At 58.2% G+C, this 12,113-nt stretch carries 10 protein-coding genes; 3 read left to right on the plus strand and 7 right to left on the minus strand.

Annotated elements, in window-relative coordinates; translation table 11 throughout:
* Nucleotides 1-196: 196 nt before the first annotated feature.
* The 7 genes from LU688_RS27505 to LU688_RS27535 all read right to left on the minus strand — a co-directional run bounded on the left by LU688_RS27505 (nt 197) and on the right by LU688_RS27535 (nt 8,978).
* The gene (locus LU688_RS27505; RefSeq protein ID WP_232887914.1) at nt 197-553 is read right to left on the minus strand and encodes a copper-binding protein; all 357 of its coding nucleotides are present in this window, start codon (nt 551-553) and stop codon (nt 197-199) included.
* A complete protein-coding gene (locus tag LU688_RS27510) occupies nt 550-3,708 on the minus strand; it encodes an efflux RND transporter permease subunit (RefSeq protein ID WP_232887913.1) in 3,159 nt (1,052 codons plus the stop codon). The genes LU688_RS27505 and LU688_RS27510 overlap by 4 nt, the downstream gene beginning before the upstream one ends.
* A complete protein-coding gene (locus LU688_RS27515) occupies nt 3,705-5,168 on the minus strand; it encodes an efflux RND transporter periplasmic adaptor subunit (protein WP_232887912.1) in 1,464 nt (487 codons plus the stop codon). Before LU688_RS27515 ends, LU688_RS27510 begins: the two co-directional genes overlap by 4 nt.
* Complete coding sequence (locus LU688_RS27520; RefSeq protein WP_232887911.1) at nt 5,165-6,418, minus strand: TolC family protein; 1,254 nt, start codon at nt 6,416-6,418, stop codon at nt 5,165-5,167. Before LU688_RS27520 ends, LU688_RS27515 begins: the two co-directional genes overlap by 4 nt.
* A gap of 89 nt (nt 6,419-6,507) precedes the next feature.
* Entirely contained in the window at nt 6,508-6,858 is a 351-nt protein-coding gene (locus LU688_RS28115; RefSeq protein ID WP_232887910.1) for a hypothetical protein, read from the minus strand.
* Nucleotides 6,859-6,894: 36 nt separating this feature from the next.
* Nucleotides 6,895-8,301: a heavy metal sensor histidine kinase gene (locus LU688_RS27530; RefSeq protein ID WP_232887909.1), complete on the minus strand. Its 1,407-nt coding sequence runs from the start codon at nt 8,299-8,301 to the stop codon at nt 6,895-6,897.
* Nucleotides 8,301-8,978 carry a heavy metal response regulator transcription factor gene (locus tag LU688_RS27535; protein WP_232887908.1) on the minus strand — a complete coding sequence of 226 codons (678 nt, stop codon included), beginning with the start codon at nt 8,976-8,978 and terminating at the stop codon, nt 8,301-8,303. The genes LU688_RS27530 and LU688_RS27535 overlap by 1 nt, the downstream gene beginning before the upstream one ends.
* Before the next feature lie 196 nt (nt 8,979-9,174).
* Here LU688_RS27535 and LU688_RS27540 point away from each other — a divergent pair, with 196 nt between their 5' ends.
* From LU688_RS27540 to LU688_RS27550, 3 genes are all read left to right on the plus strand, one after another.
* Nucleotides 9,175-9,534 (plus strand): co-regulatory protein PtrA N-terminal domain-containing protein, encoded by a 360-nt coding sequence (locus LU688_RS27540; RefSeq protein WP_232887907.1) that lies wholly within the window; start codon nt 9,175-9,177, stop codon nt 9,532-9,534.
* Between the two features lie 251 nt (nt 9,535-9,785).
* Nucleotides 9,786-9,989, plus strand: a complete 204-nt coding sequence (locus LU688_RS27545) for a co-regulatory protein PtrA N-terminal domain-containing protein (protein ID WP_232887906.1) — start codon at nt 9,786-9,788, stop codon at nt 9,987-9,989.
* Between the two features lie 182 nt (nt 9,990-10,171).
* The gene (locus LU688_RS27550; RefSeq protein WP_232887905.1) at nt 10,172-12,109 is read left to right on the plus strand and encodes a copper resistance system multicopper oxidase; all 1,938 of its coding nucleotides are present in this window, start codon (nt 10,172-10,174) and stop codon (nt 12,107-12,109) included.
* Nucleotides 12,110-12,113: the final 4 nt, after the last annotated feature.

The following is a 12,113-nucleotide window of genomic DNA, read 5'->3' on the forward strand; positions in this document are numbered from 1 at the left end:
GCCCTTGAAGAAGGTGCGCACATAGTCATTGGCCGGCTGCTGGATTAGCTCCAGCAGCGTGCTTGGGTAATTGCGGTTATTTGACCACCCGTTTGCATTCGACTTGACCAGTCGTTTGCGTTAAGCGCCGCTATGCAGTTCCTGCAAGGGAGCTGCCTCGTGTGTTCAAGGGACGACTCTATGGGACTAGAGCGCTTTACTCTTTTCGGATATCAACAATCGTTGTGGTACTGCCCTGCATCCGGAAGCCAAACCTTACCTTGTCCCCTACCTTCAATCCTTCAAGCTGCTGCGCGGTGGCCCTGAACACCATGGTCATCGCCGGCCATTTCAACGTAGCCACCGGCCCGTGTGCCAAGGTGACTTTGCCTTGCTCGACATCAATGGCCTTGATCGTACCCTCTGCATGGGCTACCGGTACCGCCTGCTCGGTCTTCATGTCCATTCCTTCCATCGGCATGTTCTTCATGTCCATGCCTTCCATGCTGGCCTGGGCCTGCGCGCCCGTCGCGAAAGCCAACATCAGTAAAGCGCTGAAATTGACGTTTTTCATTGTGTTTCTCCTGGTTTGGAATCATTGGTAATCGCGAGATCACGGCGCCGGATTACCCAATACGCCGCAGGAACAATGAACAGAGAGAGCAAGGGAGCAGAGAGCATGCCGCCCACCATGGGCACGGCGATGCGACTCATCACTTCGCTGCCGGTACCATCACTCCAGAGAATTGGCAGCAGGCCTGCGACGATCACCGCCACCGTCATCGCCTTGGGTCTGATGCGTTGCACCGCGCCCTCACGGATCGCTTCCAGTAGCGCCAGTTGCGTGCGCTCACTATTGGACTGTCGCTCGGCCCATGCGTTGTTCAGGTAGATCAGCATAATCACCCCGAACTCCGCCGCGACCCCAGCCAGGGCGATAAAGCCCACGCCGGTGGCCACCGACAGATTGAAGCCCATCAGGTACAGCAGCCACACGCCGCCGGTAAGGGCAAAAGGCAAAGTGCCCATGATTAGTAACGCCTCGCTGAGGCGGCCAAAAGTCAGATAGAGCAGCACGAAGATGATCACCAGTGTCGCCGGTATCACCCAGGCCAGACGTGCGTTGGCGCGCTCCAGGTACTCGAACTGGCCGGAATAGCTCAGGCTAATGCCAGGATCGAGCTTCACCTCGCGACTCACCACCTGGCGCAGATCGGCGACCACAGAGGACAGATCACGACCGCGCACGTCGATGTATACCCAACCAGATGGGCGGGCATTCTCGCTCTTGAGCATCGGCGGACCGTCCGTGATGCGCACATGGGCCACGGTGCCGAGAGTGATCTGGCCGCCTTGCGCGGTGTAGATCGGCAGTTGGCGCAAGGCTTCAACCGAGTCGCGCCATTCGCGGGGGTAGCGCACGCTGATCGGGTAGCGCGCCAGGCCCTCGACCGTCTCGCCGATGGTCTCACCACCAATGGCACCAGCGACGATGGCCTGTACATCGGCAATGTTCAGGCCATATCGCGATGCAGTCTGGCGATCGATGTCAAGATCGATGTAACGGCCGCCGGTCAAACGTTCGGCCAGTGCCGAGGTCACACCGGGCACGGTTTTGGCGGCTTGCTCGATGGCTTGGGTCGTGCGGTCGATCTGCGTCAGGTCGCTGCCCGCCACTTTTACGCCGATCGGGCTCTTTATGCCGGTGGCCAGCATGTCGATACGATTACGGATCGGTGGAATCCAGATGTTGGTCAGGCCCGGTATCCGCACCGTACGGTCGAGTTCCTCGATCAGCTTTTCGGTGGTCATGCCCGGACGCCACTGATCTTTCGGCTTGAGCCGCACGATGGTTTCGAACATTTCCAGCGGCGCCGGGTCGGTCGCTGATTCGGCTCGACCAGCCTTGCCGAACACGCTGGCGACCTCGGGCACGGTACGAATCAGCCGGTCGGTGCGTTGCAGCAGCTCCGAGGCCTTTTGCGCCGACAGGCCTGGCAGGGCCGAGGGCATGTACAGCAGGTCACCTTCGTCCAGCGGTGGTAGGAATTCCCCACCCAGCTGGCTCAATGGCCACAGGCTGCTGAACAAGATCGCCAGCGCGCCAACCAGTGTCATCCAGGGCCAGCGCAGCACCACTTCCAACGCAGGCCGATACAGACGGATTAGACCACGGTTGAGCGGGTTACGTTCCTCTGCTGGCAGAGGGCCGCGAATCCAGTAGCCCATCAGCACGGGTACCAGGGTCACCGCCAGCCCTGCCGCGGCTGCCATGGCGTAGGTCTTGGTGAACGCCAGGGGAGCGAACAGTCGTCCCTCCTGGGCCTGCAAGGTGAACACCGGGATGAACGACAAGGTGATGATCATCAGGCTGAAGAATAGCGCCGGCCCCACTTCGACCGCCGCCTCGGTCATCACTTTCCAGTGCTGCTCGCCGCGCAGCGACATCCCTGGGTTGCGTGCATGCCAGGCTTCCACTCGCTTGTGCGCATTCTCGATCATCACCACGGCAGCATCGACCATCGCACCGATGGCGATGGCGATACCGCCAAGCGACATGATGTTGGCGTTGATGCCTTGATGGCGCATGACAATCAGAGCGATCAGTACCCCTACCGGTAGCGAGACGATTGCCACCAGCGACGAACGCAGGTGCCAGAGAAACGCCGCACACACCAGCGCTACCACGATAAATTCCTCGATCAGCTTGTGGCTGAGGTTGTCCACTGCCCGGTCAATCAGCTGGCTGCGATCATAGGTCGTGACAATCTCCACGCCCTTGGGCAGGCTCTTTTTCAGCGCTTCAAGCTTGTCCTTGACGTGGGCAATGGCCTCCCTGGCGTTTTTGCCACTGCGCAGAATCACCACACCGCCAACGGCCTCGCCCTGACCATCCAGCTCACCGATACCCCGACGCGCTTCTGGGCCAAGTTGCACCGTGGCGACATCGCCGAGTGTCACCGGCGCACCGTTGGTGGCCAGGCGCAGGGGAATGGCGCGGAAGTCGTTCAACGTCTTCAGGTACCCTGACGCCCGCACCATGAACTCGGCTTCGCCTTGTTCCAGCACGCCGCCACCGGTTTCCTGGTTGGCCTTTCCGATAGCGTCCGACACCTCCCCTTGGGTGATGCCCAGGCTGGCCATCCGCAGCGGATCAAGCACCACCTGATACTGCTTGACCATGCCGCCGATGCTCGCCACTTCAGCGACATCCGGCAAGGTCTTGAGCTCGAAGCGCAGGAACCAGTCTTGCAGGCTGCGCAATTGCGCCAAGTCATGCCCGCCACTGCGGTCGACCAACGCGTACTGAAAGATCCAACCCACGCCGGTGGCGTCCGGCCCGAGCACCGGCTTTGCCGACGCCGGCAAGCGCGACTGCACCTGGCTCAGGTACTCCAGTACCCGCGAGCGTGCCCAGTACAGGTCGGTGCCGTCCTCGAACAGCACGTAGACAAAGCTGTCACCGAAGGCCGAGAAGCCGCGCACGGTCTTGGCCCCCGGTACCGAGAGCATGGTGGTTGTCAGCGGGTAGGTGACCTGGTTTTCGACGATCTGTGGCGCCTGACCCGGGTAGGAGGTACGGATTATCACTTGCACGTCCGACAGGTCCGGCAGTGCATCGATCGGCAGGCTGCGCAGCGAGAACACGCCCCAGGCCACCAGGAACAGTGTGGCGAGCAGCACCAGCACTCGGTTGCCCACTGACCAGCGAATCAGTTTCGCGATCATGGTTGACTCTCCAGCGCATTGATCTGCTCGATCACCATGCCCTCATCCCGCTCGCGAACTCCGAAGCGAATACGTTGGCCCAACTTCAGCCCGACAATCAGCGTGGGATCAGACACGGGGAAGGTCATGGTCATGCCAGGCATGCCCAGGGTGAGGAAGGGACCGTGAGCGATCGTCAGCTGATTGCCCTCGATCTGCACGATACGTCCGTCTGCCTCATGCAGTGCTGGCAGTGCTGGTGCAGGTGGGGATTCCTGCGTGGTCATGGCCTCAATGCCCTTGAGGCTGGCTTCGGAGTCGATGAGGAACTGACCCGATGTCACCACCCGCTGGCCTGACTGCAGCCCTTGCAGCACGGCAACCTGGCCGCCGCTCTCTTGACCCAGCACCACTTCCACTGGGCGGAAACGACCTTGGTCTTCGGCCAGCATCACCAGATCACGTTTGCCGGTGCGGATGACTGCTTCGGCGGGAATTAGCAGTGTGGTATCGATTTGCCCGGCTGGATGCAGCGCGACCTGGGCGGACATCCCCGGTCGCAGTCGGCCGTCGCGATTGGGTAGCTCGATACGCAGGCGCAAAGTACGGCTTTGCGGGTTGGCGTCTGCAAGCAAAGCGGTCAGCTTGCCCGGCACGGCTTCACCTGGATAGGCGGGTAAATGCGCCTGCACTGCCTGCCCCTCGCGCAGGCCCTGGGCCTGCGCCTCCGGCACTGCGGCTTCGAGCCAGACGTTGGCCACACCATTGATCCGCGCCAGGGTAGCCCCTGGCGCCAAGCTCATGCCCGGACGCAGGTCTAGCGTTTGGATCACCCCGGCGCTTGGTGCTAGCAGTGTGACAAGGTTCTGTACCTTACCAATGCGCGCGATCCGCTCGATGAGCTCGGCAGGCATTCCGGCCAGCAATAAGCGTTGACGGGCTGCGGCCTGCAGTTCGCCATCGCCCAAGCGCCGCAGTGCCAGATACTCCTCCTGCAATCCTGCCCATTCAGGGGTCAAGACATCGGCCAGCGGTGCGCCCTTGGCCACGACATCGCCCGTGGCTCGGCCATAGGTGCGTTCGACGAATCCTGCGGTCCGTGCTTGCAGCACACTGAAATCTCGCTCGTCGAAGGCCAGCACACCACTGACCTGCAGCGTGCGTTCGAGGCGGCCTTGGCCCACTGTCGCGAGCCGCACGCCGAGGTTCTGCTGTATACCCGTGTTGATCTGTACCGCAGGCGCTGCTTGATCCTGTGTGCCATCGGCATATTTGGCGACCAATGGCATGTCCATGAAAGGTGACTTACCAGGCTCAGAAAAGTGCTGTTGAGGGTACATCGGGTCATACCAGTACAACGCTTTGCGTTGTTCTGGTGTCGGCACTGGTCCACTTTGGGCCTGTTGAGCCAGCCAGTAGCCCGCACCACCACCTATGGCCAGTGCGAGCGCTGCGACCAATCCTATCGACATAGGTCTCATGCCCGAACCTCTCCATATGCGAAGTGCAAGCGCGCCGCTGTCGCGGCTAACTGCCCTTGCAGGTCGATATCCTGTAGCCGGGCCTCGACCCGCTGGCGTCGTGCCGCAAGCACCTCACTTAATGTCGACTTTCCCGCCCGGTAGTCCGCCAGTGCCAGGCGAACCCGGTCCTCGGCGAGGGGCAATAGGGTCTCGCGGCTACGGGTCACTGCCCGTTGCAGGCGCTGGTATTCCGCCAGATCTGACTCCAACCGCTCGGTATGTTCACGCAGCGCAGCCTCTTGCTCGTCTTCCAGCTGGCGCACCTCAGCTTGCCGCGCAGCGATCGTTGGGTCTTGGCGAGAGCCTGTGAACAGCGGCAACTGGAAACTGACTTGCACGCTGACCATGTTGCTAAAGTCCGGACCACGACGTTGGTAATCCAATTGCCAGCCCCAGTCCGACTTTTTCTCGGCGACCGCCTGATGAACCTGTGCTTCGGCTTCACGGGTCTTGGCGCCGTAGGCCGCCAGTTCGGGATGCGCGTGCAGGGCGTGCAGGTATTCCGGGGCTTTCACTGGCCACTGCGGAAAAGCCGGTGCTTGTGCATCCACGTCCTGTCCGACCCAGCGCTTGAGTGCCGCTCTTGCCTGGGCCGCCTGGCTCATTAGCAGGTCCTTTTGTTCATCCAGCTGTGCTACTTCCTGGCTCGGCGCAAGCGTATCGGCCGACGAACCGCCCCCGCCGGCTAGACGAGCCTTCACGACGGAAGCCAGCAGGCGGTTTTCCTTATAGAACTCATCGAACTGTTGCAGCTTGCGTTGCACCGTGTAGGCGGCCACCCAAGCCTGCGCCGTCGCCGCGCGCACCTTCAAACGCTCGAAGACAGTTTCGGCATCAGCGCGTTCGACTGTGGCCCGTGCTGTCTCGACCCGTGCTTTGCGCTTGTCGCGGTTGGGCACCTCTTGAGAAAGCCCGACCACTTGCATGGTCATGAAGTCTCGGTTGGTGCTCCAGCGATCGCTGCCCTCGATCGGTAGATTCTGTACCCCGAGGTTAAGCCGCGGATCGGGTAGTTCACCCGCTGGCACGATGGAGTGACGCGCCGCCGACACCTGCTCCTGGCGTGCCTGAAGCGAAGGCGCATTACGCTCAGCCAATTGCAGCGCATCATCCAGAGAAAGCGAAGCCGCCTGCGCCGATAGCATCGGTAGCAGGACTATCAGGGCAGCCGGAAGTATCCGTCCTGAAGTGAAACGTAGGGGAGTCATGACCATGATTCCTCGAAAAACCAGCGCACAGGCGCATGCCATCGTTCGGCCGCCAAGGCAGAACAACGGGTGTGAGGTTTACGAAGGAATCAGGCGCGCGGAGGACGCCAGTGATCTGGCGGCGCTCGAGTTACCAGGCTTACGGCATAACCATCCGCAGGGCACGTAGTAGAGAAGGTCAACTGGGGCTCGAGCAAGCTGACTTGAAGTGTGCTCGCGGTTCTGCATTCTTGGCCGACTTTGCAGGCTTTTGAGGCGTGCTGGGAATACTTCCCTTGGTCCTGGTCCTGACAACAGTCGTGATCCATGCCCGCCATCATTTCCATGCCCATAGCCTGCATCGGGCAGGGTTCAACGGGTGAGTCGACTCCCGCCATCCCGTTGAGGGGAAGCGAGAGAACCAGCAGAAGGATAGTGAGTAGTCGTACAACCCTGATCATAGTGGTCGAGTGTAGGTTAAATCGATTAGCCCGGCATTAATGGTGGGCACGATCATTCATCGGCCGCTTCCTGGCAGGAAATGCAATGTGGAATGCAGTCTCACCGTCCTCCGGTGCGCACCATATCCGTCCGTTGTGTGCTTCGACGATGGAACGGGTTATTGCAAGGCCGAGTCCGGCGTTGCTAGGCCCCCCTTCCCGTCTTGCCGGGTCGGCCCTGTAGAAGCGGTCAAAGATTTTCTTGGCATGCTCTGGAGCAATTGTGGCCCCCCCATTTCGAGTAGTGAGGGTCACGGTGTCAGAGGTTTCCTGGATCTCTACCGAGATTGAGCTTCCTTCGGGGGTGTACCGCATAGCGTTCGATAAGATGTTGGAAAGGGCACGGTCGATCATGAGTGTATCCCCAGAGACAACACCCTCTCCTTGGAGGGTTAGCCGTATACCCCGATCCTCAGCCACCAGTTGGTAGTAGTCGAAGTGCTTAGCCACTAGCTTTTCGAGTTTGATATCAACTTGCTCAGGAATGATGAGGCCATTGTCGGCTTTGGCGAGGAAGAGCATGTCATCGATCATTCGAGACATTCGCTTCAGTTCCTCCAAATTCGAGTACAGGTTCTCCTCGTACGCGACCAAATCACGTTTTTTTGTAAGCACTACCTCGGTGTGCGTTAGCAAGTTACTCACTGGCGTTCTTAGCTCATGTGCGATATCGGCCGAAAAGTTGGATAGGCGAATGAATGCATCTTCTAGACGCGCAAGCATCCCGTTGAAAGACACGATCATTTCCTGAAGCTCAAGGGGCACAGGCTCCAACGGGATGCGCTCTTGGAGTGATCTCGCGGACATGGATGTCGCAACCTTCGTTATCTGCTCGACGGGACGCAACCCACTTTTTGCAACCACCCAACCCAATGCCGCGCTGACCAATGCGCTAATGACCAAGCCGATGCTGAACCACCGTTGCAGCGTTTCAAAGAAGTGAGCATGGCTAGTGACATCCAGCATCAGCATGACGGTACCAAGGGCTGGATCGCCTTGGATCTGAACGCGAGAGGTTACACCACGGAAATTATGGGAACTGTCCTGCCACTCCCACATATTGTCCTTTCCCGCCACCTTGTATCGGTCGGGGATTAGGGTGGTTTTGAGATCTGAGAAAAGTACGCCGCCATCCGAGGTGAGAATTTCCGCCGTCAGATCTTGGTGAGCACCCAGCAGCGCGCGCAGTTGTTCTCGCAGCTCCTCTTGCCTCGTCCCTGGTGTTTGAATTGACAGGATGTGTCTTGTCGACTCCAGTTTCTCGGACAGTGCCTGCTCATCAAGCATGCGGAAGTGATGCTGGCTTAACATGTTGACGCTGATGCCTGCGACCACCAGTACCGAAATGACCGCGAACATAATCATGAGGGTCAGACGCTTGACCAGCGAGGATTGGGAGAGCATCACTCCGGCTCATCCATCATGTAACCCATTCCACGGGCGGTATGAATGAGCTTCTGAGCGAAATCGTCATCGATCTTTGCACGTAGGCGGCGGATTGCTACTTCAATCACGTTCGTGTCGCTGTCGAAGTTCATGTCCCAAACCTGGGAAGCAATCAAGGACTTGGGCAGCACTTCGCCGCGTCGGCGCATCAGCAGCTCAAGAAGAGAGAATTCTTTGGCAGTCAGATCGATTCGCTTGCCGCTTCGGGTGGCTCTGCGCTTGAGCAGGTCTACCTCAAGGTCTGCCATCTTCATGGTGGTTTGGGCTGAGGCACTGGTTCCCCGGCGTAGTAATGTTCGTACCCGAGCTAGCAATTCAGAGAAGGCGAAGGGCTTGATCAGATAGTCATCGGCGCCCAGTTCAAGGCCTTTCACTCGATCATCCACGCCATCCCGAGCGGTCAGGAACAAGACCGGGACGTCCTTACCAGCAGCACGAACCATCCGCAGGACTTCCCACCCGTCCAAGCCCGGCATCATGACGTCGAGGATCAACAGGTCGTAGCTCTCACTCAGTGCATTTTGAAGTGCGTCGGTACCCGAGAGGACTCGGTCAACGGTGAAACCTGCCTCTGCCAGGCCCTGCTGCAAGTAGGCTCCCGCTTTCGGCTCATCCTCAGCTACGAGTAATTTCATGTGCTCCAACCCCAAAGGTGTACATGCCCAGTTTGCAGCAAAAACACCACCTAACCAGAACCTGACGCAAAAGTAATTTAGGCATCAGGCCGCTGTCAGGCAGCCCGTCTACGGTCATTCATGACAGGCATTTCAATCGATCCTGTCTGCCATTTAGCGGTAGCAGTGACCCTGACAACCTGATGGAGATCGTCCTGTGAAATCGCTCAAACCCATGATTCTTGCTTCAGCTATGCTGATATCGTCAGCTGCGTTTGCTGAAGGTGGAAGCGACCGCGCGCTTGAAAGAATTCAGTCACTTCGAGACAAGGCCGAAGCTGTGTTGATCAAGGCGGAGAAAGCCGACCCCAGCCAACGGCATGTTCATATGAAAGAACACATGTCTATGCTTCAGGATTTGATGAGCCAATTGCATCAAGACCACCCCAAAGCCGGCATGTCAAAGGATGAGCATCTCGTGTGGATGGAGAAACATGACAAGATGGTAGATGACGTCCTTGGTCAGATGGTTCGTGAACACCAGCTCATGATGGCGGACAAGGAATGTCATCCATAATCCATTCTTCGTGGCCGTTCCCCAGTGCTCCTTGGCCTTGCGGCGCCTAACCGGCGCCGTTTTTTTGGGTGACGCGTGGCTGCAGTTTTCCTTGGTCAGCCTCTCGAAAGGTCCGGAACAGATGAGGTTCCTTTGACCCTAGAAGCTGACAGATCTGTAACGTCGAGCTCAGCTACCTGAAAGCGAGGCGGGGCTATTGTTGACTCCAAGCCTACCCAATGGGCCTCCAACTGACTGCAGAGGGACTAGGAATGAACATGGTGAAAGCGCTTGTGATGATGATCACATATGGTTTGGCTAGCGTTGCCCTAGCTGAAGGTGGTGCCGACCGCACTTTTGCAAGGATGGAGGCAGCTCGCCAATCGTCTATGCAGGCCTATCAGATCGCGCAGCAGAAGAAGGACACCGCCCCAGTCGCTGCTGAGCACCGAGAGACCAAACACGAGAATTGCTGAGTCGAGCTTACAGAAATGTAATCACTCACGAATCTTTTGTGTGGCAGCTTCGGAGTGCTCGTTCCCGCCGCATCTTGTGTATGAAATTCACAAAGCTTGCGGGAATTGTAAGGAAACGGGGTGCTGCGGCTTCGCGCAGGCCCGGATATCAGCGAATTACCTGACTCACTGGACACTACGGCATGCAAAGCAAAACCACGAGACGATCCTTCGTTAAAGGCTTGGCCGCCACTGGATTATTGGGTGGATTGGGCATGTGGCGCACGCCGGTGTGGGCCGTGACCAGCCCTGGCCAAGCTAACGTGCTGACAGGGAACGATTTTGATCTGTATATCGGTGAGCTGCCAGTCAATATTACCGGAGCTGCTCGCACGGCAATGGCGATCAACGGCTCACTGCCCGGTCCCATTCTTCGTTGGCGCGAAGGTGACACTGTCACCCTTAGGGTTCGAAACCGTTTGCAGCAGGACACATCTATCCATTGGCACGGCATCATTCTGCCGGCAAACATGGATGGTGTCCCAGGCCTAAGTTTCCATGGCATCGCACCCGATGGCATGTATGAGTACAAGTTCAAGGTCCATCAGAACGGTACCTACTGGTACCACAGCCATTCTGGTCTGCAGGAGCAGATCGGAGTGTACGGCGCATTGGTCATCGATGCGAAGGAGCCCGAGCCGTTCACCTACGAGCGAGACTACGTCGTGCTGCTCAGCGATTGGACGGACGAGGACCCTGCCAGAGTACTGTCCAAGCTCAAAAAGCAGTCGGACTACTACAACTTCCATAAGCGGACGGTTGGCGACTTCGTCAATGACGTCAGTGAGATGGGTTGGTCAGCAGCAGTAGCGGATCGGAAAATGTGGGCTGAGATGAAAATGAGCCCCACTGATTTGGCCGACGTTAGTGGCTATACCTACACCTATCTCATGAATGGCCAGGCTCCGGACGGTAACTGGACGGGCATCTTCCAGCCGGGCGAAAAGATTCGTCTGCGCTTCATCAACGCATCCGCCATGACGTACTTCGATGTCCGGATCCCTGGTTTGAAAATGACTGTAGTTGCAGCCGATGGGCAGCATGTCAAGCCGGTGAACGTGGATGAATTCAGAATTGCAGTAGCCGAAACTTTCGATGTCATCGTCGAACCAGACGATGCACAGGCTTACACCATTTTTGCGCAATCCATGGATCGTACTGGTTACTCCAGAGGCACCCTGGCCGTGCGCGAAGGTATGCAAGCACCAGTACCAGCCGTTGATCCACGCCCTCTAATCTCGATGAGCGATATGGGCATGGATCACGGCAGTATGGGTGGGATGGACCATGGAGGCATGGCCGGGATGGGCCAGGACAGCATGGCTGGCATGGACCACAGCAAGATGGCCGGGATGGGCCAGGACAGCATGTCTGGCATGGACCATAGCAAGATGGCCGGGATGGGCCAGGACAGCATGGCTGGCATGGACCACAGCAAGATGGCTGGGATGGGCCAGGACAGCAGGGCTGGCATGGACCACAGCAAGATGGCCGGGATGGACCAGGGCAGCATGGCTGGCATGGATCACAGCAAGATGGCTGGGATGGGCGGCGCCATGCAGGTTCACCCTGCGTCGGAAACCAATAATCCATTGGTCGACATGCAAACGATGTCGCCAACACCTAAGTTGAACGATCCAGGAATCGGACTGCGGAACAACGGGCGTCGTGTCCTTACCTACGCAGATCTGCGAAGCACGTTCGTTGATCCCGACGGCCGCGACCCAGGTAGAACAATCGAGCTTCATCTCACTGGTCACATGGAAAAATTCTCCTGGTCCTTTGACGGAATCAAATTTTCAGATGCCGAGCCGCTGCGTCTCAAATATGGCGAGCGTCTTCGCATCACCTTGGTCAACGACACCATGATGACGCATCCAATTCACCTCCATGGCATGTGGAGTGATCTGGAAGACGAGAACGGTAATTTCATGGTTCGAAAACACACCATCGACATGCCGCCTGGCTCTAAACGAAGTTATCGCGTAACTGCAGATGCATTAGGTCGTTGGGCCTATCACTGCCACCTACTGCTCCACATGGAAATGGGCATGTTCCGAGAAGTCCGTGTGGACGAATGATCTG

Source organism: Pseudomonas soli (assembly GCF_021283165.2).
GTDB lineage: Bacteria > Pseudomonadota > Gammaproteobacteria > Pseudomonadales > Pseudomonadaceae > Aquipseudomonas > Aquipseudomonas soli.